Genomic DNA, 24,691 nt, shown 5'->3' with positions numbered 1-24,691 from the left:
TGACCCCAAAGGGAGCAAGAGAGGAATCATGGCGGAGCTGACGATCCGTCCGGATGAGATCCGGGACGCGCTGGAGCGCTTCGTCCAGTCGTACGAGCCCGAGGCAGCCGCGCGCGAAGAGGTCGGCACGGTCGTCGATTCCGGCGACGGTATCGCCCACGTCGAGGGCCTGCCCTCGACGATGGCCAACGAGCTGCTCGAGTTCGAGGACGGGACCCGCGGACTGGCACTGAACCTGGACGTGCGCGAGATCGGCGCGGTCGTCCTGGGTGACTTCAGCAAGATCGAGGAGGGCCAGAAGGTCCGCCGCACGGGCGAGGTGCTCTCGGTCCCGGTCGGCGACGCCTACCTGGGCCGCGTCGTGGACGCGCTGGGCACCCCGATCGACGGGAAGGGCCCGATCGAGGCGTCCGAGCGGCGCGCGCTGGAGCTGCAGGCTCCCTCGGTCGTGCAGCGGCAGTCGGTGAAGGAGCCGCTGCAGACCGGCATCAAGGTGATCGACGCGATCACCCCGATCGGCCGGGGCCAGCGGCAGCTGATCATCGGTGACCGGCAGACCGGCAAGACCACGGTCTGCGTGGACACCATCCTGAACCAGAAGGCCAACTGGGAGTCCGGCGACGAGAGCAAGCAGGTCCGCTGCATCTACGTCGCGATCGGGCAGAAGGGCTCCACGATCGCCAACGTGCGCCGCACCCTGGAGGACGCGGGCGCGATGGAGTACACCACGATCGTGGCCGCCCCCGCGTCCGAGCCGGCCGGGTACAAGTACATCGCCCCTTACACCGGGTCCGCGATCGGCCAGCACTGGATGTACCAGGGCAAGCACGTCCTGATCGTGTTCGACGACCTGTCGAAGCAGGCCGAGGCGTACCGCGCGGTGTCGCTGCTGCTGCGCCGCCCGCCGGGCCGTGAGGCTTACCCGGGCGACGTGTTCTACCTGCACTCGCGGCTGCTGGAGCGGTGCGCGAAGCTGTCGGACGACATGGGCGGCGGCTCGATGACCGGGCTTCCGATCATCGAGACCAAGGGCAACGACGTCTCGGCCTACATCCCGACCAACGTCATCTCCATCACCGACGGCCAGTGCTTCCTGGAGACCGACCTGTTCAACCAGGGCGTGCGGCCGGCCATCAACCCCGGCATCTCGGTCTCCCGGGTCGGCGGCGACGCGCAGATCAAGGCGATGCGCAAGGTCGCCGGCACGCTGCGGCTGGCGCTGTCGCAGTACCGCGACCTGGAGGCGTTCGCCGCGTTCGCCTCCGACCTGGACGCCGCCTCCCGCGCCCAGCTCGACCGCGGCGCGCGGCTGGTGGAGCTGCTCAAGCAGCCGCAGGGCAACCCGTTCCCGGCCGAGAAGCAGGTCGTGTCGGTGTGGGCGGGGACCGCCGGCGAGCTCGACGAGGTCCCGGTGGAGGACATCCGCCGCTTCGAGAGCGAGTTCCTGGACTACATGGAGCGCAACGAGAGCGGCCTGCTCGCCTCCATCCGGGAGACCGGTCAGCTGGACGACGACGGCCTGACCACGCTCAAGAACGCCGTCGCGGAGTTCAAGAAGGGCTTCGAGACCAGCGACGGCCGGCTGCTCGGCCAGGACAAGCAGGTCGAGGCGGAGGGTGGCGAGCAGCAGGCGGAGAGCGGCCAGGAGACCATCACCCGCGTCAAGAAGGACTGACCGCGATGGCTCAGATTCGTCAACTGCGGCAGCGGATCAGGTCGGTCAGCTCGACCGCCAAGATCACCCGTGCCCAGGAGATGATCGCGACCTCGCGGATCGTCAAGGCCCAGCAGGCGGTGACGGCGTCCAAGCCGTACTCCGACCAGATCACCCGGGCGCTGACGGCGCTGGTCAGCCATCATGTGGGCATCGACCACCCGCTGCTGACCGAGCAGCCGCAGGCGCGGCGCTCGGCGGTGCTGATCATCAGCAGCGACGAGGGCTTCGCCGGCGCCTACAACGCCAACCTGATCCGCGAGGCGGAGTCGGTCATCGCCTCGCTGCGCGAGCAGGGCCGCGAGCCGGTGCCGTACGTGGTGGGCACCAAGGGCATCACCTGGTACCGGTTCCGCGACCGGGAGCTGGCCGCCGAGTGGCGCGGGTTCAGCAGCCGCCCCTCCTTCGCCGACGCCGAGGGCATCGGCCGGAGGCTGGTGGACGACTTCGTCAAGACCGACGAGGAGGGCGGGGTCGGCGAGATCCTCGTGGTCTACACCGAGTTCGTCTCGATGCTGACCCAGCAGGTCCAGGTGCGGCGGCTGCTGCCACTGGAGATCGAGGAGGAGGAGCGGGGCCAGGTCCCGCCGTCCTACGAGTTCGAGCCGACTCCGCAGGCGGCGCTCGACCTGCTGCTGCCGAACTACGTCGAGAGCCGCATCTTCCACATGCTGCTCCAGGCGGCCGCCGCCTTCCACGCGGCCAAGCGCCGCGCGATGAAGTCGGCGACCGACAATGCCAACGAGCTGATCGAGGTCTACACGCGCGAGATGAACCAGGCGCGGCAGGCGGCGATCACCCAGGAAATCAGCGAGATCGTCGGTGGCGCTGACGCGCTGGCCGACTCCGGCGGGGAGTGAGAATGACCGCACAGGCAGAGGAGGCGACCGCGACGGGACGCGTCGCCCGGGTCATCGGCCCGGTCGTCGACGTGGAGTTCCCCGCCGACGCCATCCCGGACATCTACAACGCGCTGCACGTCGACGTCACGCTGGGCGGCGAGGCCCGGACGCTGACCCTTGAGGTCGCCCAGCACCTGGGCGACAACATGGTCCGCGCCATCTCCATGCAGCCCACCGACGGCATGGTCCGCGGGGCGCCGGTGACCGACACCGGCACCTCGATCGCGGTCCCCGTCGGCGACGTGACCAAGGGCCACGTGTGGAACGCGCTGGGCGAGTCCCTGGACGTGCCCACCGCGTCCCTGGAGATCACCGAGCGCAACCCGATCCACGCCAAGGCCCCCGCGTTCGACCAGCTGGAGTCCAAGACCGAGATCCTGGAGACCGGGATCAAGGTCATCGACCTGCTCACCCCGTACGTGGCGGGCGGGAAGATCGGCCTGTTCGGCGGCGCGGGCGTGGGCAAGACCGTGCTGATCCAGGAGATGATCACGCGTGTCGCGCGGAACTTCGGCGGCACCTCGGTGTTCGCCGGGGTCGGTGAGCGCACCCGTGAGGGCAACGACCTGTGGGTCGAGATGCGCGAGGCGAACGTCCTCAAGGACACCGCGCTGGTGTTCGGCCAGATGGACGAGCCGCCCGGCACCCGGCTGCGGGTGGCGCTGTCGGCGCTGACGATGGCCGAGTACTTCCGGGACGTCCAGAAGCAGGACGTGCTGCTGTTCATCGACAACATCTTCCGGTTCACCCAGGCGGGCTCGGAGGTGTCCACGCTGCTCGGCCGGATGCCGTCGGCGGTGGGCTACCAGCCGACGCTGGCCGACGAGATGGGCGTGCTCCAGGAGCGGATCACCTCGACGCGCGGTCACTCGATCACCTCGATGCAGGCGATCTACGTGCCCGCCGACGACATCACCGACCCGGCGCCGCACACCACGTTCGCGCACCTGGACGCCACCACGGTGCTCTCCCGGTCGATCACCGAGAAGGGCATCTACCCGGCGGTGGACCCGCTGGACTCCACGTCCCGCATCATGGACCCGGTGGTCCTCGGCCAGGAGCACTACGAGGTGGCGCAGGAGGTGAAGCGGATCCTGCAGAAGTACAAGGAGCTGCAGGACATCATCGCCATCCTCGGCATCGACGAGCTCTCCGAAGAGGACAAGGTCACCGTCCAGCGGGCGCGGCGGATCGAGCGGTTCCTGTCGCACCCGATGTACGTGGCCGAGCAGTTCACCGGCCAGGAGGGTGTCACCGTGCCGCTGGAGGAGACCATCGCCTCCTTCAAGGGCATCGCGGAGGGCAAGTACGACCACCTGCCCGAGCAGGCGTTCTTCATGTGCGGCGGGATCGAGGACGCCGAGCGCAAGGCCAAGGAACTGGAGAGGTAGCCGTGGCGACGCTGAGGGTCGGGCTGGTCTCGCCGGAGCGCGAGATCTGGTCCGGCGAGGCCAGGATGGTGGTCGCGCAGACCATCGAGGGGCAGCTGGGCATCCTGCCGGGCCACGCCCCGGTGCTGGGCGTGCTGCTGGACGGCAGCGTGGTGAAGATCGAGCCGGCCGACGGCGGCCCGGCGGTGTCCGCCATGGTCGGCAGCGGGTTCTTCTCCGTCGCCGACGACGAGGTGTCGGTGCTGGCCGAACAGGCCGAGCTGGGCGCCGAGGTCGACGTGGCCGCGGCCCGGCAGGCGTTGCAGGACGCGCTGGCGGCGGGTGAGGACCCCACGTCCGAGCGCCGGGCCAGGGCGCGGCTGCGCGCCGCGGGCGGCGAGGAGTAACCGGCCCGACGCGCATCGATCGGGCCACGGCCCCGTCCCGCCGCGTGCGGGACGGGGCCGTGGGCGTTTCTCCGGCCTTTACCCCGCGGGCGCCATGCTGGGGGCGAGCCGGCCGCTGAGACCAAGGCCACGGGCCTGAAGGCCGGGGCACTGTGCGTGCCCGGACCGCCCGGGCTGTAGGCTCCAGCCAAGCTCACGGCAGCGCTGTTGGACACGGAGTAGGCGGGGGGACTTGAGCGACCACCTGGCAATGGATGCGGGCTGGGGGCTCGCCGCTGTCATCCTGCTGGCGGGTCTGGCGTTCGTCCTGATGTCGGTGCGTCGCTGGCTTTTCGTACGCGGTGGCGGCGCCGTGGAGTGCAGCCTGCGGGTGCTGACCGACAACGGCGTACCGGGCCCGTGGCGGCTGGGCATCGGCCGTTACCGGGGGGACGTGCTGCACTGGCACCGCGCTTTCGGATTCCGCAGAAGGCCCCGGCAGGTGATTCACCGCCGGGGCCTTGTCGTCTCCAACCGGCGTCGTCCCGAGGGCGAGGAGGCCGAGGGGCTGCTGCCGGAGGCGGGCATCATCGAGGTCAGGGACGGTTCCGTCCGGGTGGAGCTGGCGATGAGCTCCGCCGCGCTGACCGGGTTCCTGGCCTGGCTTGAGGCGGCCCCGCCGGGTTTCCCCGTCGAGGTGCACCCGCCGGAGTGAGCCGGGTCAGGCCGCGCCGGCCGCGTCGATGGAGATCATCCCCGATTCGGTGCGGACCTTGACGTGGTGCGGCGAGCGGTTGTCCCTGCGCAGGGCCGAGTCGATGGACTGGTGGCCGGACTCGCTGGTGAGGTCGAGGTTGTAACCGGGGTCGGCCTGTGGCAGGACGACCTTCACCATGCCCGAGTCCACCCGCACGTCGACGTTGTCGGGCACGGTGGTCAGGGCGAGCGAGACCATGCCGGACTCGCTGCGGGTGGTGACCTTCTTGGCGTCCAGCCCGGACGCCTTGATCCTCCCGCTGTCGGCCCGCAGCGTCACCGTGTCGGCGCGCCCGTCCAGGACGATCTGCCCTGACTCGGCGGTCGCGGTGAGCGTCTTGGTACGAATCCCCTTGGCCTTGATCGAGCCGGAGTCGGTGGTGAGCGCGAGCGAGTCGCCGGTCAGCCCGGTGACCTCGACCGAGCCCGAGTCCGCGGTCAGCCTGACCGCGGTCTCGCGGGGGACCTCGACGCGGAAGTCCGCCCCGCACGCGGTGAAACCGATCCCGCCGGGCTTGCAGTCGCTGTCGAGGTTCAGCGAGCCGTTCCGCACGGTGCGCTGGGTCTTCGGCTTGTTCTTCTTGTTGCTCCAGCTCAGCCGCTCCACCACGCGGATGCCGGACCGGTCGGTGCCGATGACCTCCAGCCGGCCGGAGTGCCCGCGGATCGCGAGCGCGGGGAAGGAGCCGGGAATGTCGTAGGACTTCGTCTCGTGACGGATCCCGGCGTTGAAGTCAACGCTGCACCCCGTCATCGCCGTCGCCGCGAGCGCCACCGCCGCGGCCGTCACTGCCAAGCCCCTCTGGGTCTTCACGTCGTCTCCTGCGATCGGCCGTCCCCGTTACGCTTCCAGCTTCACAGGTGGATGAGACGCCGGACAGGTGGAGGGCCAGCGTCCACAGGGTGGGGTTAACCCCACTTGCCCATTGCGCGGCCCTTGGCGCCGGGCGTTGACCGCCCTCGTAGGCGATCGCGGCGGTTGAGGGGCAACGGGTCAGCGCTCGCCGCCGGGTTTCCAGAGGATGTCGCCGTGCCCGGCGTTGGCGGCCCGGCACAGGATGAACAGCAGGTCGGAGAGCCGGTTGAGGTAGCGGACGGTGAGGGGGTTGATCCCGCCCTCCACGGCGTCCTCGTCGCCGATGGGGGCGGCCCCGTGCGCCTCGATCGCCGCCCAGGCCGACCGTTCCGCGCGCCGCGTCACCGTACGGGCGATGTGCAGGAGCGCCGCTCCGGGCGTCCCACCGGGGAGGATGAAGCTGCGCAGCGGGGGGAGCCCTTCGTTATGGGCGTCGCAGTCGGCCTCCAGGCGCTCGATGTAGGAGGCGTCCACGCGCAGCACCGAGTACTTGGGGTTGGGCACCACGGGCGTGGACAGGTCGGCGCCGACGTCGAAGAGCTCGTTCTGGACGCGGGTCAGCAGCCTGGTCACCGGTTCGGGCAGGGAGCCCATCGCGATCGCGGCGCCGATCGCGGCGTTGGCCTCCTCGGTGTCGGCGTAGGCCGCCAGCCGGGGATCGGTCTTGGCGGTACGGGACATGTCGCCCAGAGCGGTCGTCCCGTCGTCCCCGGTACGGGTGTAGATGCGCGACAGCACGACCGGGGTCTCCCTGTTCTTCGCCATGCCCGTCACCCTAGCCCGGGACCGGCCCGGCCGGTCCCGGGGGTCGGGCGGCGGTCAGCGCTTGGGCCGCCTGGCGTGCAGCAGGTTGACCATCTGGATGACGCGGGCCATGTCCTTGTCGGTACGGCCGAACGAGGTGAGGTTCATCGGCAGGGTGAACCGGGTGCGGGTGATGGCCTTGGGGCGCGTGAACTCGCGCAGGCCGTCGGCGCCGTGGATGCGTCCGAAGCCCGACTCGCCGACGCCGCCGAACGGCAGGGCCGCGACGGTGGCGTAGGCGGCGAAGGCGTTGATGGAGGTCATGCCGGAACGCATCCGGCGGGCCAGGTCCATGGCGCGGGCCTTGTTCTTCGAGAAGATCGTCCCGGCCAGGCCGTAGCCGGTGCGGTTGGCCTTCTCCAGGGCCTCCTCCAGGTCCTTGACCTTGTGGACGGTGATGGTGGGCCCGAAGGTCTCCTCGCACACGGCGGCGGAGTCGTCCGGGACGCCGGTCAGCACCACCGGCTCGACATAGGGCTCGCGGACGGACTCGGGGCCGCCGACCACCGCCGTGCCGCCCTTGTCGAGGGCGTCCTTGATGTGGCGTTCGATGACGTCGAGCTGGCCGGGCATGGTGATCGGGCCGTACGCGCTGTCGTCGTCGAAGCCGGGACGCAGGGCGCGGGCCTTCTCGGTGAGGGCGGACAGGAACGCGTCGTACGCCGTGTCCACCACGTAGATCCGCTCGACGCCGATGCAGGTCTGCCCGGCGTTGGACATCGCGCCCCACAGCGCCGCGTCGGCGGCGGCGTCCAGGTCGGCGTCGGCGTCGACGATGCAGGCGTCCTTGCCGCCGCACTCGGCGACGATCGGGGTCAGGTTCTCCGCGCAGGCCGCCATCACCTTCTTGGCGGTGCGGGCCGAGCCGGTGAAGGCGATCTTGTCGACGTCCGGGGAGGACGCCAGCGCGGCGCCGGTCTCGCCGAGCCCGGTGACGACCTGGAGCACGGGCTGCTCGGGGACGACCTCGGCGACCAGCTCGGCGAGGCGGACCCCGACGCCCGGGGTGTACTCGGACGGCTTGAACACCACGGCGTTCCCGGCCGCCAGCGCGTAGGCGATCGAGCCCATCGGGGTGAAGATCGGGTAGTTCCAGGGGCCGATCACGCCGACCACGCCGAGCGGCTGGTACTCCAGGACGGCCTTCTGGTTGAGCGAGGCCACGCCGGGGAACACGCCGCGGGGGCCGAGCACCTTGCGGGCGTTGCGGGCGGCCCAGTCGAGATGGGTGATCGCCATGACCGTCTCGAGCTGGGCGTCCTGCACCGGCTTGCCGGTCTCCTGGTGGATGAGCTCGGCCATCCCGTTCAGGTCGCGGGCCAGCGCGCTCTTGACGCCGAGCAGCCGCAGCCGCCGTTCCTTCCAGCCGAGGGCGCGCCACCAGCCCGCCGCCGGCCGCGCCTGCCGCAGGGCCTGCGCCACCGCGGCGGGATCGTGGACGGGGTGTTCGGCGACGACCTCTCCGGTGGCCGGGTTGAGGGATGCGAACGTGGGGCTCTCGGTGGCCACGGACATGGGACCCTCCCGGTCGGGCTCGGTAAGCGCCTGCTTGCACGGTAACCGTACCGACAAGTAGAGCACGTTATTGGACCGGGGGCCGAATAATCGGGCTAGGCGCCGGGCGTGTCCGCCGGATCGGGGATCCAGCTTCCGTGGAAGCCCGCCGGGACCCGGCGCGGCAGCCGCACCGAGGCGGTGGGGGACAGGTCCGACGCGTCCAGGACGAGCAGTTCCGACCCGGTTCCCGCCACGTCCGAGACGATCGACAGCAGCCAGCCCTCGTCCTCGTTCCGAGCCCCCGAGGCCGGAACGAAGGCGGCCTCGCCGGGGACGAGGCCGGGGCCGGGCGTGTGCGCCGTCGTGGAACCGGTGCGCACGTCGTACTTCACGATCGAGTCACGGGACGCCGCGTACAGGTAGCGGTGCTCCAGCCCGGTGCGGGCCTCGTCATGGGTGGGGAACTCCACGCCCCTGTCGTCCAGCGGCTCCTCGACGCACTTGCCGGTCGCGGGGTCGAGCGTCCAGCGGTGCATGCGGGCGTCGCCGGTCACCGCGGCGGCCGTCACCGCCTCGGCCATGGGCAGCCCGCCGATGGCCGACCAGAGCCTGGCGAAGTCGCGGGGGCTGTAGCGGGCGGCGTCGAGCACCACGCGGCCCTCCGCGTCCTCGTGCGCGTTGCCCACATGGAAGATGAAGCACGGGTCGATGTCGAACCAGGTGACGGTCGTGCCGGCGGACGGGTCGCGCGGCATCACGCCCAGCCGGTAGCCGTAGCCGTCGTCCCAGCTGTAGGGCATCCGGCCCTGGAGGGCCAGCCCGACGTCGAACACCATCGGCAGGTCCAGCCACACCACGTGGTTCTCGGTGATCGCGAAGTCGTGCATCATCGTCGAGCGCGGCACCTCCACCTCGCGGCTCTCCACCAGCTCGCCGTCCGCCGACAGCCGGTGGTAGGTGAGGTAGGGCGGGAGGAAGCCGTAGCCGAAGAACAGCAGGTCGCCGGTGCGCGGGTCCTCCTTGGGGTGGGCGGTCATCGCGGTGGTCAGCCGCCCGCCGAAGTCGCAGGGGCCCACGGTGTCCAGCTCGGGCGTCAGCTCGTAGGGGAACCCGACCTCCACCAGCGCGTAGATCCGGTCGTTGTGCGGGACGACGTGCGTGTTGGCCGAGACCGCGGTGCGGTCGAAGGTCAGGTCGGGCCGGACGAACACGGCGTCGTCGGTCAGCTTGGCGGTGCGGACCCAGCGGTTGCGGTACCACTCGGCGCGGCCGTTCCTGAGCCGGATGCCGTGGACCATGCCGTGTCCCGAGAACCAGTGGTCGGTCACCTCGCCCGGGGCCGGATTCGGCCCGTTGCGGAAGTAGCGTCCCGTCAGCTCGTCCGGAAGGGTGCCGGTGACCGGTAGGTCCACGGCGTCCATCTCGTCCGGGACGGGGGCCAGCGGACCCTCCAGCCATGCGCGGCGGGCGCCGGTCTGCTCACTCATGATGGGCTCCTCTAAGTGTGGAAGGAGGACATTCCACTATCGACAGGTCGAAAGTAAACCTTCCAAAAGTGATATGTCAAGATCGATAGATAGGATCCTCCGCATGAGCCTTCGACACGCGGTACTGGGCCTGATCGTCCAGGCGCCCGGCTGCAGCGGGTACGACCTGCTCAAGATCTTCGAGATCTCGCTCGCGCACGTCTGGCAGGCCACCCAGAGCCAGATCTACGGAGAACTGGGCAAGCTCGCCGCCGACGGGCTCATCGAGGTCGCCTCGGAAGGCCCGCGGGGCCGCAAGGAGTACGCCCCCACCGAGGCCGGCCGCGACGAGCTGCGCCGCTGGCTCACCGGCACACCGCCCCGCCGCGTCACCCGGGACGAGGCCCTGCTCCGCGTCTTCTTCCTGGGCTCGATCCCGCACGACCAGGCGCGCGACTACCTGCGCAGGGAGGCCGACGACGCCGCCGCGGGGTACGACGAGCTGATCGACCTGGAGCACAGCCTGGACTGGACGCAGGACACCATGGCCGAATTCGGCCGTATCGCCCTGGAGTTCGGCCAGCGCTACATGGCCATGCGCCGCGACTGGGCCCAATGGGCCCTCACGCAACTGGAGGCCCGCTTCCGCGAGACCACCTGACGGGGGGTCAGTCGATCCAGAAGCGGAACCAGCTCAGGCCAAGCTCGATGGGGTTGAGCGGCCAGCCCTCCGCGAAGGGGAACTCGTTCAAGCCGAGCGCCCCGGAGATGCCCAGCGTGACATCGAAGAAGGCCCGGTTCACCGGCTCGATCAGCCAGAGCATGGCGAGCAGCAGCAGGAAGACGTAACCGCCGTACTGGTTGGCCTTGTGCACCCAGGCGCGCGGCAGGTACGGCTCCCAGATCCCGAAGCCGTCCAGTCCCGGGATCGGCAGCAGGTTGAGGACCGTTGCCGTCACCTGGAGGAAGGCCAGGAACGCCACGCCCGCCCAGAACACCGCGTGCTCGGCGTCGGCGAAGTTGGCGAACAGCACACCGAGCACGACCGCGAACAGCGCGTTGGCCAGGGGACCCGCCGCCGACACCAGGCTGTGCCTGATCCGCCCGGGGATCGAGCCGCGGTCGATCCACACCGCGCCGCCCGGCAGGCCGATGCCGCCGAGCAGGATGAACAGCACCGGAAGCCCGAAGCTCATGATCGGGTCGGCGTACTTCGCCGGGTTCAGCGTGAGGTAGCCGCGGGTCGCGACGCTGTGGTCGCCCGAACGGAACGCGAAGTAGGCGTGACCGAACTCATGCAGGCACAGCGACACCACCCAGGCGCCCAGCACGAACGCGAACAACGCGACGCGCGCCGGCCGGTCCGGGATGTCGCCGTACCGCCAGGCGATCAACCCGGCGAGCACCGTGAGGACCGCGATCCCCATGAACACCGGACTCGGCTGGATCGAGGAGCGCCCCCGCATGTGATGTACCGTGCCCATCCGCGTTCCTCTTCCCATCCGTGTCATCGCTCATGGTGCCGGTCCTGTCCGCGCCTCAGGGCGCCGCTATGACCGGCACCACATAGGTGTGCAGGAAATGCCGGAGTTCGGCGGGGTCCCGGTCGCGGTCCATGACGATCAGTGATGTGATCATCCGGAACAGGAACTCCACCGTCCCCTCCACGTCGATCTCCGCTCGCAGGACGCCGCGGCGCTGCGCGGCGTCGAAGTGCGGGCGGACGTAGTCGCGGCAGGTCGCCAGGACGCGCTCGGCGGACTGCGCCACCGCCGCCTGCATGTGCCCGGCCGCCTCCGGCACCAGGAACGCCGCGATCGCGGGACGCTCCCGGACGTAGGCGACCGCGTCCAGCGTGCCCTCCACGACCGCGTCCCGGACGGAGCGTTGCGCGCGCAGCCGCTCGGCGAGCCGGTCGAGGAAGCGGCGCAGGTCGCGCAGCACCACCGCGAGGATCAGCTCGTCCCGGCCGCCGGTGACGCTCCGGTACACCGTCGCCCGCGACAGCCGCGCCTCCGCCGCGATGTCCTCCACCGTGGTCTTGGCCACGCCGAAACGGGCGAAGCACACCTCGGCCGCGTCGATGATCCGCTCGCGGGTGGTGTCGGTCGTCGCCGGGGGCATACCCCGCAGATTATCGATTCGCGCCGGTCGTTCGGCACGCCGTCAGCCGAGGGTGTAGTCGAGACTCCAGGAGTGCGTGCCGTCCGCGCCGACGACGATCCGCCCCTCGCCGCGGATGCCGGTCAGCTCGCCGGTGCCCGAGCCCGTGACGATCAGCCAGCGCAGCCACTGGGTCGCGGGGGTTCCGTCGTCGCTGCCCGCGCTGTGCTGGAGCACGAACGTGCCCTCGCGCCCGTGCAGGATGCCGTGGACGGTCTCGATGCCCACGTACGCGAGCGGCCCGCCCTCCGCGCTCTCGACCGTGATCAGCTCGGTGACGCTGGTGCCCACCAGGTCGCCGTGGAAGGTCTTGCCCACCCGGACCCGGGTCTGCTTGGTGCCGGCGCCTTCGTGGAACGGCTTCTCGGCGTCCCACGAGTCGAGGTCGAAGGTCCCGGTGGCATGGCTCGTCATGCCGCCATCATGCCGCACTCGCCGGCTCAGAAGAGGGTGCCCTCGTGTTCGATGCCCCGCAGGGCGTCGTAGTCGAGGGTGACGCAGCCGATGCCTCGGTCGGTGGCCAGGACGCGGGCCTGGGGGCGGATCTCCTGCGCGGCGAAGATGCCGCGTACGGGGGCCAGGCGGGGGTCGCGGTTGAGCAGTTCCAGGTAGCGGGTGAGCTGCTCGACGCCGTCGATCTCGCCACGGCGCTTGATCTCGACGGCGACCGTGGTCTGGTCGGCGTCCCGGCACAGGATGTCCACCGGGCCGATGGCGGTGGGGTACTCGCGGCGGATCAGCGTGTAGCCCTCGCCCAGCGTGGTGATGTGCTCGGCCAGCAGCTCCTGGAGGTGCGCCTCCACGCCGTCCTTGACCAGGCCCGGGTCCACGCCCAGGTCGTGGCTGGAGTCGTGGACGATCTCGTTGATGGTGAGGATCAGCCGCTCGCCCGACTTGGCGTGGGTGACCGTCCAGCGGGCGATGGCCCCGTCCTCGTCCAGGGGCTCCTCGCGCAGCTTGCAGGGCGGGTTCATCCAGTTGAGCGGCTTGTAGGCGCGGTCGTCCGCATGGATGCTGACGCTGCCGTCCGCCTTGATCAGGACGAGCCTCAGCGCCATGGGGAGGTGGGCGGTCAGCTTGCCGGCGTAGTCCACGCTGCAACGGGCGATTACGAGACGCACGAGGCTCCACCTTAGTGACGGCCGCGCGCGCTTGCGTCGCGCTCGGGGGATGAGGCGTAGGACGCGGCCTAAGGCGTCCTAGGCGGAGGGGGCTCGTCTAAGGCGTTCCGGGCGCACCAGATAAGGCTTAGTCCCGATGTGGGGGTGGCCGCCTTAGGACGAACCTTGAAGATGTCGGGCCAGAGGGGCCCGGGATCCGAGGAGGGGCCATGTTCCACAACGACATCCTGGCGTCGATGATGCGGGAGCGCTCCCGCGACCTGCGAGCCAGCGCGCAGAGCGAGCGGGACGGCCGCGTCTCCCGGAGGGCCCGGAGGTTCTGGGCCGAGGAGGCCGCGCGGCAGGTCCCGGTACGCCGCCCGTACCGGCGTTCCCACGCGCACGGCGCGGCCGGCGCCACGGGCCGGTGAGGCCGCGGCACAGGCCGTCGAGGCCGGCGAGAGGGCCGGACGCGGACCCCCAGGGGACCGCGTCCGGCCTTTCCGTCTGACAGGGCTCTGGAATTCTCTGGGACGGCTGGTTAGCGTCACCGGTGGTGGATGGTCAACGCCCCTCGGATCCGGTGAAAGGAACCCCGGCCCATGTCCCTCGACGTGACCCCCGAACTCCTCGAGACGGCGCACCGGGGAGAGGTCGACGACGACGCGTTCGTCGAGTGCATCCGCACCTCCCTCCCCTATGCCTGGGAAATGATCAGCGGGCTGGTGGCCCGGCTGCAGGTGGACGGCGGCGACTTCGCCGACAACCTGACGCCGCCGCCCGACGAGCAGTCCCGCGGCCAGTTGCTGCGGGTGCTGGCGAGCGACGCGATGCGCGGCTCGCTGGAGCGGTACTTCGGTGTGAAGCTCGCGTTCCAGAACTGTCACCGGGTCGCGGTGTTCCCGGACGGGTACTCGGCGGCGTACCGCAATTTCGTGACCGCCCGCGAGCAGATCCTCAACCAGTCTCCCGAACTGCGCGACTGCTGAACGCGCCCTGAGGAGGTGGCCGGGCCGGTCGCGGCCCGGCCACCTCACCGTTCCCCGTCCGCGGCGGCCGCCCGGACGGCGGGCAGCACCTCGCGGCCCAGGCGGTCGATGTTGCGCAGCGTGGCCGCGTCCGACCCCGACGCCTCCACCAGCAGGATCAGGTGCCGGATGCCCGTGCGCCGCACCGTTTCGACCATCGTGCCGGCGCAGTCGGCGGGCGATCCGACCGGGTGCAGGCGGCACAGGTGCCGCGTGTAGGCGGCCGGGTCGCGTTGCGGCCGGGGACGGTCGTCCACGGGGACGTAGCCGTCCAGTCCTGGGCCCAGCCAGCGCGGCATCTCGCGTCGCAGAAGGTCCACGGCTTCGTCGCGGCCGCCGGCCACCTGGGCCAGGTGCGCCGAGACGTGCGGAGCGCCGGGTGGGCCGCCCGCCGCCTCGTAACGTGCGATGGCGGCGGCCTTCTCCTCGTCCCCGACGTGCATGCCCAGCAGCATCGGCAGCCCGCGCGCGGCGGCCAGCCGCTCGGTGGACGGCGAGGTGCACGCCACGACGGCCGGCGGCGGGGCTTCGAGGCGCGGCACGACCGGCACGTCGCGGAAGCGGAAGAACTCGCCGTGCCAGCCGAGGCGGTCCCTCCCGTCCAGCCAGGACAGCAGCAGGTCGAGCGACTCGGCGAGACCCCGCTCGTAGCGGGCCGTCCCGGTGCCGAAGACCTCCAGTTCGCGCCAGGGCCCGCCGCGTCCGACACCGAGCCGGAACCGGCCGCCGGACACCAGCCGGAGCAGCGCCGCCTCCTCGGCGAGCGCCACCGGATGGCGGCTCGACAGCACGCTGACCGCCGTGCCGACCTCGACGCGCCGGGTCAGCCCGAGCAGGTGACCCGCGAGCGTGATGGCGGACGGGACGACCCCGTACGACATGAAGTGATGCTCGGCCACCCACACGTCGTCGAACCCGGCGCGTTCGGCGGCGAGCGCCGCCGCGACGGTACGGGCGAGGGCGGCCCGGTCGTCCTGGCCGGGAAACGGGCCGCGAGCAGGAAGATTCCTACACGCACCATCCCGTACTACCAGGATCGGGACGCCGCCCACACCCGGTCTCGGGGCCGCGACGGCGCTCTGCGACACTGCCGTTCATGAGCACTGGGTCGTTCAGCAAGGTCGGGGTCGTGGGACTGGGCACGATGGGCGCGGGGATCGCCGAGGTGCTGGCCCGCGGTGGCCTGGACGTGGTCGGGATCGAGGTCGACGCGGGCGCGCTGGAACGCGGCCGCGGGCATCTGGAGAGCTCGACGGGACGGGCCGTCCGGCGCGGCAGGCTGACCGAGGAGGCCCAGAGGGAGCTCCTCGGGCGGGTGGCGCTCTCCACCGACTTCGCCGATCTGGGCTCCTGCGACCTGGTGATCGAGGCGGTGCCCGAGGTGCTGGACCTCAAGCGCGGCGTGTTCGCCAGGCTCGACGAGGTGTGCCGGGCCGACACGGTGCTGGCCACCAACACCTCCTCGCTGCCGGTGACCGAGATCGCCGCCTCCACCCGGCGTCCCGCCCAGGTCGTGGGCGTGCACTTCTTCAACCCCGCGCCGGTGATGCGGCTGGTCGAGGTCATCCGGACCGTGCTGACCGGCCCTGACGCGGTCCGGCGGGTCGAGGAGCTGGTGCGGGCGCTCGGCAAGACCCCCGTGACCATCGGCGACCGGGCCGGGTTCGTCGCCAACCGGCTGCTGTTCGGCTACCTCAACCAGGCGGCCGGGATGCTGGAGTCCGGGCACGCCACCCGTGACGACATCGACACCGCGATGACGGCCGGGGCCGGGCTGCCGATGGGGCCGTTCACCCTCATGGACCTGATCGGGCTCGACACCTGCCTCGGCGTCCTGGAGGCGATCCACGCCGAGACACGGGACCGGCGCCACGCGCCGTCCCCCGTCCTGTCCGAGCTGGTCAGGGCGGGCCTGCTGGGACGCAAGACCGGCCGCGGCTTCTACACCCACGGCGGGGACGGGCAGGACAAGGAGAAGGCGGAGCCGTCGCCGGAGAAGCCGGGCAAGCCGTCGGTCGGCGTCGTCGGGGAAGGCTTCGAGGCCGTCATCGGCAAGGCCGACAAGGCGTGCCGCTTCCTGGCGGACGGCGCGGAGGTGGGCGACCTCACCGCCTGCGACCTGATCATCTTCGCCCCCGGCGCCACCGTCGAGGACCAGCTGGCCGCGGCCGAGGCGGCGCGGACCGGCGCGATCCTGGCCGTGACCGATCCCGCGGTGCCGATCCTGCGGCAGGCGATGGCCACCGGCCGTCCCGAGGACGTGGTGGGCCTGCACCTGCCGGAGCCGGACCGCGCGCTCGTCGAGATCGCGACCACGGACGCCTGCGGCGCCGGCGTCGCGGATCGCGCCGCCGCCCTGATCTCCTCGCTCGGCCTCACGCCGGTGCGCTGCGGCGGCCGGGCCGGGTTCATCGTGGACGCGCTGCGCTTCCCGTACCTCAACGACGCCGCCGCCATGCTCGGCTCGGGCTATGCCGGAGCGGACGACATCGACGCCGCGATGACACTGGGCTGCGGCTACCCGACGGGCCCGATCGCCGACCTGGACCGGCTCGGCGCCGGCCTCGCGGTCGCCGTCCTGCGCGGCATGCACGCCGAGACCGGCGACCCGGCGCTCGTTCCCGTCCCGGTGCTCCAGGAGTGCGCCACGATGGGACGCCCGCTGCGCTGAGGCGGCCGGAGGACGGTCGCCCGCACAACCCTCCTATCCTGGACGTCATGAGCCCGCGCAAGAACCGCCGTGCCGTCTCCGGCCCGTCCCGTACGGGTGGCGGCGCCGGCGGTGCCCTGTGGGCGCAGCGGACGGAGGAGGGCCCGGACGGACAGTGGAACGTCCGGACGATCGCCGGGGCCAACGCCACCAAACCGTACCGCTGCCCGGGATGCGACCAGGAGATCCCGCCGGGCGTGGGCCATGTGGTCGCCTGGCCCGCCGACGGGCTCGGCGGAGCCGACGACCGCCGGCACTGGCACCGTCCCTGCTGGCAGGCACGCGACCGGAGGGCACCGCGCCCGTTCCGGTCACGGGGCGCGCCGCGCTATTGAGCGTTTCCGACTTCTGAGGCAGGAGAGTGATGGGGGAGATCCGCGCGAGCACGGTGCTGCCCGCCCGCCGCGAGGCGATCACGCTGCACACCGCGGACGGGCTCGACCTGGTCGGCGAGCTGGCGCTGCCCGCCGACCGGCCGCCGGTGGCCACGCTGGTCTGCCTGCATCCGCTGCCGACCGCCGAGGGCATGATGGACAGCCATGTGCTGCGCAAGGCGTCCTTCCGGCTGCCCGCGCTGGCCGGGCTCGCGGTGCTGCGGTTCAACACGCGCGGGACGACCTCGGCGCACGGCACCAGCCAGGGGGAGTTCGGCGAGGGCGAGACCGAGCGGTTCGACGTCGCGGCGGCGCTGGAGTACGCCGAGTTCCACGACCTGCCCCACCCGTGGCTGCTCGGCTGGTCGTTCGGCACCGAGCTGGCCCTGAAGTGGGGCCGCGACCCGCTGGTCGAGGGCGCGGTGCTGCTCTCGCCGCCGCTGCGCCGCGCCGGTGACGCCGACCTGGACGCCTGGGCGGAGTTCGGACGTCCGCTGGTGGCGCTGGTGCCCGAGTTCGACGACTACCTGCGTCCGGCGGAGGCCAGGGAACGGCTCAAGCGTGTCCCGCAGGCCGAGGTGGTCGCGGTCGACGGGGCCAAGCACCTGTGGGTGGGCGAGCCCTACGTCCGGATCGTGCTGAACGAGATCGTCAAGCGGGTCGCCCCGGACGCCGCGCCGCTGCCCACCGAATGGGACGGCCCCTCCCAGAAAGCGGACTAACCGGTCGAAAAACCGCGACGGCCGATCGCGGCCACACCTTCCCGTCCGGCCCCGCTCCGGGGCGACGATGGCCTCACGGGCCCAGGACGGAGGCCGGTGGAGGCGTTGCACCGGAGCGGCATCGACGCGGGGAGGAACGGCGCCACATGACCGTGCGGCTCTACGCGAGGGACCTCGGCACGGGCACCCCACTCGTCCTTCTGCACGCCTTCCCGCTGTCCTCGGCCATGTGGCTGGCGCAGCGCGAGGGCCTCGCCGGGCGCTTCCGCGTGATCACGCCGGACCTGCGCGGCTTCGGCGGCTCCGTGCTCGGCGCGGACGAGCCGTCCATCGACCTCATGGCCGACGACGTGGCCATGCTGTTCCGGCGGCTGGGCATCGGCAGGGCGGTCGTCGGCGGCCTGTCCATGGGCGGGCACGTCGCGATGGCGCTGTGCCTGCGTCACCCCGACCTCGTCCTCGGCCTGGTGCTGGCCGGCGCCAAGGCCGGCGGCGACCCCGAGCCCGTACGGCGGTCCCGGCTGCGGCAGGCCGAGATCCTCGAACGCGACGGCGACGTCGGCGTCCTCGTCGACGAGCTGCTGCCCGACCTGGTCGGCCCCACCACGTTGCGGCAGCGGGCCATGGTGTACGGGCGGGTGCGCGGCCTCATCCAGGCCACCCCCGCGCGTGCCGCCGCCTGGGCGCAGCGGGCCATGGCCGCCCGCGCCGAGACGGCCGAGACGCTGCGCGAGCTGCGGGTCCCCACACTGGTCATGGTGGGCGCGGAGGACGCCCTCGCCACCGAGGAGGACGCCCGCGCCCTGGCCGAGGCCATGCCCAACGCCGAGCCGATGGTCATCCCGCGCGCGGGGCACCTGTGCGCCGTCGAGCAGCCCGAGCTGTTCAACCAGACCGTCGCCGAGTTCGCCGCCGCCCTCGCCCGCGCCACGAAATAGGCCGTACCCGGGAACGGCCCGCGCGCGGCGGCTAGATCGACTCCTGGCGCGGCAGCAGCACCTCGCGGATCACCAGGGAGATCGCCGCCGCGGTGGGGATGGCCAGCAGCGCCCCGATCACGCCGAACAGCGCCGCGCCGACCAGCGCCGCCACCACGGTCACCGCGGGCTGCACGTCCACCGTCCGCTTCATCACCCGCGGATAGACGAGATAGTTCTCCACCTGCTGGTAGACGATGTAGAAGACGAGGCTCGCGATGCCCTCGGGCACCCCGGTCAGGAACGCCACCAGCGTCACGATCACGGCCCCGATGGTCGCCCCGATCAGCGGGATCAGGTCGAGCACCGCCACGATCAGCGCCAGCGCCAGCGCGTACGGGACCCCGAGGATCTGCAGGAACACGTACGAGGTGACGCCCGCGATGAACGCGATGGTGAACTGGCCGGCCACGTACCCGCCGATCCGGTCCAGGATCTCGTCGCCCAGCAGCGCCACCCTGGCGCGCCGCGAGCGCGGCACCAGTTGGTAGGCGAAGGTCTTGATCTGCGGCAGCGAGCTGAGGAAGTACAGCGTCAGGATCAGGACCGTGATCGTCTGGAAGGTGCCGCTGAGCGCCTGCCGGCCCACCTCGTAGGCCCGCTCGGCCAGCATCGACTGGAACCCGGGCTCGCTGATCTTGTTCTGTACCTGCTCCAGCAGCCGGTACCGCCGGTCCCACTCGGCGATCTTCGGGTTGTTCTGCAACTGCTGCACGTACTCGGGCACGTTCTGGGTCAGCGCCGTGATCTGCTCGGTGAGCGGCGGGACGAGCGAGGCCACGAACCCGGCGAAGAACAGGATCACGAGGAAGAACACCGCGGCCACCGACCAGCCGCGGGACAGCCCGAGCCGCTTCAGCCGCTCCACCGCCGGGTTGAGCCCGACCGCCAGGAACATCGCCACCACGATCATGACGATCACCGACTGGGCGCTCGCCGCCGCCCGGATCAGCAGCCAGGCCGTGATCACCCCGAGCGCGCCGATGAACCCGAACGTGAACGGATGCGAGGTCCCCAGCGGCTGCCCGGGACGTCCGAACGGGAACCGGTGGTCCACGCCCGCTTCGAGCTTGCGCTGCTCGATGTCGTGCGCCGGGTCGGGGGTGCTCGCCTCGACCTTTCCCCGGACCGTCCTCACGGGAAGTCTCCCGCCGTCGTCGTCGCTCGGGGACTCCGGTTCGGTGTCGGTGTCGGTGCCGGCGACCTCTTCTGTCACCTCGCCCGGCGTGTCATCGGGCGTATCGCCGGGTGTGTCGGCAGCCGTGTCGCCGGGCGTGTCGTCTGAGGGCGGGGAGGGGGTGGGGACGGGTGAGCCCGCGGCGGCTCCCTCGTCGCCCGTGTCATCGGGAGGCGTGGGCTTATCCGTCTGGGGAGTCTCCTCGGCCACGCCAGCCTCCTCGCCCTGCCGCCGGGTTCCGTCCCGGCCCGTACCGTTCGGACACTGAAAAGCCTAGAGGCGATCGTCGCCTCTAGGCTTTTCAGGTTCCGCCGTTCTCGCCGGCCGTGCCGTGCTGACGGGACGGATCGGGGACTACCACCCGGTCCCGGTTCACACCGGGCGCCGCGGGCTCACTCCTGCCACCAGTCCTCGTCGTCCTCGTCGTCCTTCTTGGCCTGCGCGTTCTTGGTGGCCGTCGAGGCCTTGGAAGCGGACGCCGAAGCGGACGCCGCGGCCGCCTTGGCCGGGCCGGGGGAGGGCGCCGCCGCGGGGGCGGGCTTGGGCTCGGGGGACGACAGCGCGGGCTTCTCCTGCACGGGCGCCAGCTCGTCCACGCCGCCCATGGCCGGGGCCACGCCGCCGATCAGCTGGCGCAGCTGGTTGAGGTGGCTGGTGATGCTGTCGCGCTGGCGGGTGAGCTCGTCCACCTGACGCTGGGCGGCGGTGCGCACCCGGTCGGCCTCGGCCTTGGTCTCGGCCAGCAGCTGCTCGGCCTGCGCCTTGGCCTCGGCGATGACGTTGTCGGAGTTCTTCCGCGCGTTGGCCATGAGCTGCTTGGCGTGCGAGTCGGCCTCGCGCCGGGTCTGCTCGGCCTGCTGGGTGGCCTTGGCGGCGCGCTGCTCGGCGGACGCGGCGCGCTGCTCGGCCTCGGCGACCAGCTTCTGGGTGGCCTGCTGGGCGGCGGCGTGCCGTTCGGCGTCCTGCCGGTCGGCCTCCTCGCGCCGGGCGGCGAGCTGGATCTCGAACTCGGCCTCGGCCTGGGCGCGCTGGGCCTCGCTCTCCTCCAGGATGCGCTGGGCCTGGGCGCGCATCTCGTCCGCCTGCCGCTTGGCGGTGGTGAGGATCTCGTCGCGCTCGCGCTTGGTGGAGGCGCGGAGCTGGGCGACCTCGCGCTCGGTGGTGGTACGGAGCTTGGCGATCTCGCGCTCGGCGGCGGCGCGCTTCTCGGCCACCTCGTGGTCGGCGGTGGCGCGGAGCTTGGCGACCTCGCGCTCGGTGGTGGAGGTCAGCTCGTCGGCCTCGCGCCGGGCGGACGTGCGCACGTCCTCGGCCTCGCGCTCGGCCGCGCTGCGCATCTCGTCGCACTCGCGCTGCGCGCTGGCGCGCAGCTCGCTGGCCTCGTTCTCGGTGGCCGCGCGCAGCTCGGCGGCGTCGACCTTGGCCGCGGCCTTGATCTCGTTGGCCTCGGACCTGGCGGCCTGGACGAGCTCGGTGGCCTGCTCCTCGGCGAGGCGCAGCAGCTGCTCGATACGGGCGCCGAGACCCGAGTAGGTGGGGCGCTCCTGCTCCTGGAGCTGCCGATGCGCGTCCGACAGCTCACGCTGGAGGGCCTGGGTCGACTCGCGGGCCTGCCGGACCTCGTTGTCGAGTTGTTTGATGTGCTCGTCGACCTGGTGCCGGTCGTAGCCGCGAAGCACCACGTCGAACTCGCGTGGGGGTGTGTCTTCAAAGAAGTTGCTGAGCTGGGCGTCGATGTCGGACTGCATGTGGCTCAATCCTGATGTGACGGGGCTACGGGTGGTTCCGGGGACCGGTTGATCGCCTGGCCGCCGGGCCGGTCACCCGACGGCACGGGGCGCATGTGGCCCCAGACCTCTTCCGGCGAAAGAAGCGTACTCCGCGAGCTGCCGTGTTGGGGGCTCAACGGGATGCACCACGCGATTTGTCGTTCTTGCGAACTTGTCCCGGGTGTGTCGTCGTGCCCGAAGGCGGCTCGCCAAAAACCCTCAATTGCCACGAACTACCCCATCACACCCCGTGATGATCTATTGAACGAACGGTGATCTCAATCACGTCACGATCGCGACCCCGCGGCCGGAATCGGTCCCGCGGGCCGGCGCCGGCGCCCTCCGGCCACGAGGCCACCGGCCCTCACGGCGATCCCGGGCGCTCAGTCCTCCGGGCGCTCGCCCGCCTTCTGGACGAGTTCGGTTAGCACCCCGTGGCAATCCTTCGGATGAAGGAAATTGATCCGCGAGCCCATCGAGCCCCGGCGCGGCTCCTCGTACAGGACGCGCACGCCCTTGCCGGCGATGCCCGCCGCCTCGTCCGCCACGTCGCCGTCGGTGCCGAACGCGATGTGGTGCACCCCCTCGCCGTTCTTGGCCAGCCACTTCGCCACCGGCGAGTCGTCCCGGATCGGCTGAAGGAGCTGGAGGTAGCTGGCGGCGCCGTCCCCCGTCGAGTTGATCTTCAGCATCGCCTCCCGGACGCCCTGCTCCTCGTTCACCTCGACATGGACGTCGGTGAAGCCGTAGGTCCGCCGGTAGAAGTCCACCGTCGCCTCAAGGTCATGGCAGGCGATGCCGATGTGGTCGATCCGGGTCAGCATGGCGCTCCTCGCGAGACGTGCCCCAATGGGACGGGGCGGCCGGAATCGGGCTCGGTCGTCCTGGGTATCGTGGCAAACGTTGCACCGGACCTTTGTGGAGGCCCCCCACGATGACCGAGCTTGCGAGGGAAGCGATGAGCACGGCACCCCAGGCCATGAGGCGGACGAAGGAGGTCTCATGACCACGCGATCGGTGATCGTGGCCGGAGCGCGCACGCCGATCGGCCGCCTGCTCGGCTCGCTGAAGGACTTCACCGCCGTCGACCTCGGCGCGCACGCCATCCGCGCGGCGCTGGAGCGCGCGGGCGTGCCCGGCGACGCGGTGCAGTACGTGATCATGGGTCAGGTGCTTCAGGCGGGGGCGGGCCAGATCCCGTCCCGGCAGGCCGCGGTCAAGGCGGGCGTCCCGATGAGCGTCCCCTCGATCACGATCAACAAGGTGTGCCTGTCGGGCCTGGACGCCATCGCGCTGGCCGACCAGCTCATCCGGGCCGGCGAGGTCGACATCGTGGTGGCCGGCGGCATGGAGTCGATGACCGGCGCCCCGCACCTGATGCCCAGGTCGCGAGGCGGCTACAAGTACGGGTCGATCGAGGTCCTCGACCACATGGCGCACGACGCGCTCACCGACGCGTTCGACGGGCTGTCCATGGGCGAGTCCACCGAGCGGCACAGCGCCCGCGTGGGGATCGGCCGGGCCGAGCAGGACGAGTTCGCCGCCCGCTCGCACCAGCGCGCCGCCGAGGCCATCAAGAACGGGGTCTTCGACGAGGAGATCGCCCCGGTGGAGATCCCCCAGCGGCGCGGCGAGCCCGTGATCTTCTCCGCCGACGAGGGGGTGCGCGGCGACACCACCGCCGAGACGCTGAGCCGGCTGCGCCCCGCGTTCAGCGAGGACGGGACCATCACCGCCGGGTCGTCCTCGCAGATCTCCGACGGCGCCGCGGCGGTCGTGGTGATGTCCAAGGCCAAGGCGCAGGAGCTGGGGCTGGGCTGGATCGCGGAGATCGGCGCGCACGGCAACGTCGCGGGGCCGGACAACTCGCTGCTGTCCCAGCCGTCCAACGCGATCAGGCATGCCCTGGCCAAGGAGGGCCTGGACGTCGCCGGCTTGGACCTCATCGAGATCAACGAGGCGTTCGCGGCCGTGGGCATCCAGTCGATGCGCGACCTGGGCGTCGGCCCCGAGAAGGTCAACGTCAACGGCGGCGCCATCGCCCTCGGCCACCCGGTCGGGATGTCGGGCGCCCGCATCGCCCTGCACCTGGCCTACGAGCTGAAGCGCCGTGGCGGCGGCACCGGCGCCGCCGCCCTGTGCGGTGGAGGCGGGCAAGGGGACGCCCTCATCCTCCGGGTGCCTGCGGCCTAGGGCCGGCTCGGGGCGCTCGCCCGCCGCGACCGCGCCTATTGGGACGCGGTGTTCTGGACGGTCACGGTGGTGAAGCCCAGCGCCTTGAGCATGTTCTGGAGCATCAGCCTGGTGTTCTGGTCGGCGCGTTCGCGCAGCCCGCTCTGCGCGGCGGCCGCCTGGATCTTCTGGGCCGCCAGCACGTAGAGCTGCTGCTGATCGGCGGGGTTGCCGCTGAAGAAGTCACCGGCGCGGTTGATCAGGCCGCGCTCGGTGGCGAAGACGTAGCTGCGCTTGGGGTCGAGGGTGGTCGGTTCCAGTTGTGCGCGCGGCAGCCGTACCGTCGCGGCCGTCCGGTCCTCGTTCACGGTCACCGCTCCCGAGCCGAGCCTGGCGAAGTCGACATAGGCGTCCACCGAGCCGTGGCCGACGAAGAGGGTGCGCGAGCCGCGTATCGCGTCCGGGAGGAACTTGGCGTCCTTCTCCAGGTCCACGACCACCTGGAAGTTGCCGGAGGCCGCCTCGAACCGGGCCAGGTCGCGGATCGACTGGAGCACCACGGGCCCGCTGCGGTCCCTGGTCTCCTCCTCGAAGGGGTTGATCCAGTCGGGGAGCATCCGCATCGCCTGTTGCCCGGCCAGGACCACGGCGGCGGTCAGGACGACGACGGCCGCCAGGACGCCCCAGCCCCGCCGTCCGCTTCGCTCAGAAGGTGCCATGCGGAGGGGCATTCCCGGCGGAGGGGGCC

Annotated in this window: 26 protein-coding genes; 13 read left to right on the top strand and 13 right to left on the bottom strand. The window is 71.4% G+C overall.

Features of this window, described 5'->3' with window-relative positions:
* Positions 1–28: 28 nt before the first annotated feature.
* The 5 genes from atpA (at position 29) to ACGWYJ_RS26350 (ending at position 5,087) form a co-directional block, all read left to right on the top strand.
* Entirely contained in the window at positions 29–1,675 is a 1,647-nt protein-coding gene (gene atpA / locus ACGWYJ_RS26370) for a F0F1 ATP synthase subunit alpha (protein WP_395109011.1), read from the top strand.
* Positions 1,676–1,680: 5 nt separating this feature from the next.
* On the top strand, positions 1,681–2,574 hold the full coding sequence (locus ACGWYJ_RS26365) for a F0F1 ATP synthase subunit gamma (RefSeq protein ID WP_395109010.1): 894 nt from the start codon (positions 1,681–1,683) through the stop codon (positions 2,572–2,574).
* A gap of 2 nt (positions 2,575–2,576) precedes the next feature.
* Positions 2,577–4,007: a F0F1 ATP synthase subunit beta gene (gene atpD / locus ACGWYJ_RS26360; RefSeq protein WP_395109009.1), complete on the top strand. Its 1,431-nt coding sequence runs from the start codon at positions 2,577–2,579 to the stop codon at positions 4,005–4,007.
* Between the two features lie 2 nt (positions 4,008–4,009).
* The gene (locus tag ACGWYJ_RS26355) at positions 4,010–4,393 is read left to right on the top strand and encodes a F0F1 ATP synthase subunit epsilon (RefSeq protein ID WP_395109008.1); all 384 of its coding nucleotides are present in this window, start codon (positions 4,010–4,012) and stop codon (positions 4,391–4,393) included.
* A 250-nt stretch (positions 4,394–4,643) separates the two neighbouring features.
* Positions 4,644–5,087 carry a DUF2550 domain-containing protein gene (locus ACGWYJ_RS26350; protein ID WP_395109007.1) on the top strand — a complete coding sequence of 148 codons (444 nt, stop codon included), beginning with the start codon at positions 4,644–4,646 and terminating at the stop codon, positions 5,085–5,087.
* Between the two features lie 6 nt (positions 5,088–5,093).
* Here the strand turns inward: ACGWYJ_RS26350 and ACGWYJ_RS26345 are convergent, their stop codons facing one another.
* The 4 genes from ACGWYJ_RS26345 to ACGWYJ_RS26330 all read right to left on the bottom strand — a co-directional run bounded on the left by ACGWYJ_RS26345 (position 5,094) and on the right by ACGWYJ_RS26330 (position 9,772).
* The gene (locus ACGWYJ_RS26345) at positions 5,094–5,942 is read right to left on the bottom strand and encodes a DUF4097 family beta strand repeat-containing protein (RefSeq protein ID WP_395109006.1); all 849 of its coding nucleotides are present in this window, start codon (positions 5,940–5,942) and stop codon (positions 5,094–5,096) included.
* Between the two features lie 180 nt (positions 5,943–6,122).
* Complete coding sequence (locus ACGWYJ_RS26340) at positions 6,123–6,749, bottom strand: cob(I)yrinic acid a,c-diamide adenosyltransferase (RefSeq protein WP_395109005.1); 627 nt, start codon at positions 6,747–6,749, stop codon at positions 6,123–6,125.
* A gap of 54 nt (positions 6,750–6,803) precedes the next feature.
* Positions 6,804–8,303, bottom strand: a complete 1,500-nt coding sequence (locus ACGWYJ_RS26335) for an aldehyde dehydrogenase family protein (RefSeq protein ID WP_395109004.1) — start codon at positions 8,301–8,303, stop codon at positions 6,804–6,806.
* 95 nt (positions 8,304–8,398) lie between these two features.
* Positions 8,399–9,772, bottom strand: coding sequence for a carotenoid oxygenase family protein (locus ACGWYJ_RS26330; protein WP_395109003.1), 1,374 nt, complete (start codon positions 9,770–9,772; stop codon positions 8,399–8,401).
* Positions 9,773–9,875: 103 nt separating this feature from the next.
* Here ACGWYJ_RS26330 and ACGWYJ_RS26325 point away from each other — a divergent pair, with 103 nt between their 5' ends.
* On the top strand, positions 9,876–10,412 hold the full coding sequence (locus ACGWYJ_RS26325) for a PadR family transcriptional regulator (protein ID WP_395109002.1): 537 nt from the start codon (positions 9,876–9,878) through the stop codon (positions 10,410–10,412).
* Positions 10,413–10,419: 7 nt separating this feature from the next.
* On the opposite strand, the gene ACGWYJ_RS26320 is transcribed toward ACGWYJ_RS26325, so the two are convergent.
* Genes ACGWYJ_RS26320 through nucS form a run of 4 tightly spaced genes read right to left on the bottom strand, consistent with a single transcriptional unit; the run spans position 10,420 to position 13,035 of the window.
* Entirely contained in the window at positions 10,420–11,235 is an 816-nt protein-coding gene (locus ACGWYJ_RS26320; protein WP_395109001.1) for a site-2 protease family protein, read from the bottom strand.
* Between the two features lie 55 nt (positions 11,236–11,290).
* Complete coding sequence (locus tag ACGWYJ_RS26315) at positions 11,291–11,875, bottom strand: TetR/AcrR family transcriptional regulator (RefSeq protein ID WP_395109000.1); 585 nt, start codon at positions 11,873–11,875, stop codon at positions 11,291–11,293.
* 42 nt (positions 11,876–11,917) lie between these two features.
* The gene (locus tag ACGWYJ_RS26310) at positions 11,918–12,328 is read right to left on the bottom strand and encodes a DUF3224 domain-containing protein (protein ID WP_395108999.1); all 411 of its coding nucleotides are present in this window, start codon (positions 12,326–12,328) and stop codon (positions 11,918–11,920) included.
* Between the two features lie 26 nt (positions 12,329–12,354).
* Entirely contained in the window at positions 12,355–13,035 is a 681-nt protein-coding gene (gene nucS, locus ACGWYJ_RS26305) for an endonuclease NucS (protein ID WP_285695467.1), read from the bottom strand.
* 209 nt (positions 13,036–13,244) lie between these two features.
* Between nucS and ACGWYJ_RS26300 the strand changes: the two genes are divergently transcribed.
* Together ACGWYJ_RS26300 and ACGWYJ_RS26295 are read left to right on the top strand one after the other, a co-directional pair.
* Entirely contained in the window at positions 13,245–13,445 is a 201-nt protein-coding gene (locus ACGWYJ_RS26300; RefSeq protein WP_395108998.1) for a hypothetical protein, read from the top strand.
* 171 nt (positions 13,446–13,616) lie between these two features.
* Positions 13,617–14,003 carry an SCO5389 family protein gene (locus ACGWYJ_RS26295; RefSeq protein WP_285695469.1) on the top strand — a complete coding sequence of 129 codons (387 nt, stop codon included), beginning with the start codon at positions 13,617–13,619 and terminating at the stop codon, positions 14,001–14,003.
* Positions 14,004–14,047: 44 nt separating this feature from the next.
* Here ACGWYJ_RS26295 and ACGWYJ_RS26290 read toward each other — a convergent pair whose 3' ends face one another.
* Positions 14,048–15,130, bottom strand: a complete 1,083-nt coding sequence (locus ACGWYJ_RS26290; protein WP_395108997.1) for an LLM class flavin-dependent oxidoreductase — start codon at positions 15,128–15,130, stop codon at positions 14,048–14,050.
* An 8-nt stretch (positions 15,131–15,138) separates the two neighbouring features.
* Between ACGWYJ_RS26290 and ACGWYJ_RS26285 the strand changes: the two genes are divergently transcribed.
* From ACGWYJ_RS26285 to ACGWYJ_RS26270, 4 genes are all read left to right on the top strand, one after another.
* Positions 15,139–16,713, top strand: a complete 1,575-nt coding sequence (locus tag ACGWYJ_RS26285; RefSeq protein WP_395108996.1) for a 3-hydroxybutyryl-CoA dehydrogenase — start codon at positions 15,139–15,141, stop codon at positions 16,711–16,713.
* A gap of 47 nt (positions 16,714–16,760) precedes the next feature.
* Positions 16,761–17,087, top strand: a complete 327-nt coding sequence (locus tag ACGWYJ_RS26280; protein ID WP_395108995.1) for an ATP/GTP-binding protein — start codon at positions 16,761–16,763, stop codon at positions 17,085–17,087.
* Positions 17,088–17,116: 29 nt separating this feature from the next.
* Positions 17,117–17,848 carry an alpha/beta hydrolase gene (locus ACGWYJ_RS26275; RefSeq protein ID WP_395108994.1) on the top strand — a complete coding sequence of 244 codons (732 nt, stop codon included), beginning with the start codon at positions 17,117–17,119 and terminating at the stop codon, positions 17,846–17,848.
* A 146-nt stretch (positions 17,849–17,994) separates the two neighbouring features.
* Positions 17,995–18,786 carry an alpha/beta fold hydrolase gene (locus ACGWYJ_RS26270; RefSeq protein WP_395108993.1) on the top strand — a complete coding sequence of 264 codons (792 nt, stop codon included), beginning with the start codon at positions 17,995–17,997 and terminating at the stop codon, positions 18,784–18,786.
* A 31-nt stretch (positions 18,787–18,817) separates the two neighbouring features.
* On the opposite strand, the gene ACGWYJ_RS26265 is transcribed toward ACGWYJ_RS26270, so the two are convergent.
* The 3 genes from ACGWYJ_RS26265 to mce form a co-directional block, all read right to left on the bottom strand.
* Complete coding sequence (locus ACGWYJ_RS26265; RefSeq protein ID WP_395108992.1) at positions 18,818–20,212, bottom strand: AI-2E family transporter; 1,395 nt, start codon at positions 20,210–20,212, stop codon at positions 18,818–18,820.
* Between the two features lie 182 nt (positions 20,213–20,394).
* Positions 20,395–21,750 (bottom strand): DivIVA domain-containing protein, encoded by a 1,356-nt coding sequence (locus ACGWYJ_RS26260; protein ID WP_395108991.1) that lies wholly within the window; start codon positions 21,748–21,750, stop codon positions 20,395–20,397.
* A 404-nt stretch (positions 21,751–22,154) separates the two neighbouring features.
* On the bottom strand, positions 22,155–22,595 hold the full coding sequence (mce, locus tag ACGWYJ_RS26255; protein WP_395108990.1) for a methylmalonyl-CoA epimerase: 441 nt from the start codon (positions 22,593–22,595) through the stop codon (positions 22,155–22,157).
* 178 nt (positions 22,596–22,773) lie between these two features.
* On the opposite strand from mce, the gene ACGWYJ_RS26250 reads away from it, so the two are divergent.
* Positions 22,774–23,964, top strand: coding sequence for an acetyl-CoA C-acetyltransferase (locus ACGWYJ_RS26250; RefSeq protein WP_395108989.1), 1,191 nt, complete (start codon positions 22,774–22,776; stop codon positions 23,962–23,964).
* A gap of 35 nt (positions 23,965–23,999) precedes the next feature.
* On the opposite strand, the gene ACGWYJ_RS26245 is transcribed toward ACGWYJ_RS26250, so the two are convergent.
* Entirely contained in the window at positions 24,000–24,662 is a 663-nt protein-coding gene (locus tag ACGWYJ_RS26245; protein ID WP_395108988.1) for a DUF4230 domain-containing protein, read from the bottom strand.
* Positions 24,663–24,691 lie beyond the last annotated feature (29 nt).

The organism is Actinomadura sp. SCN-SB, assembly GCF_043906805.1.
Taxonomy (GTDB): Bacteria; Actinomycetota; Actinomycetes; order Streptosporangiales; family Streptosporangiaceae; genus Spirillospora.
The sequence above is the reverse complement of the archived record's forward strand: the minus strand, read 5'-3'. Positions and strand labels throughout refer to the sequence as shown.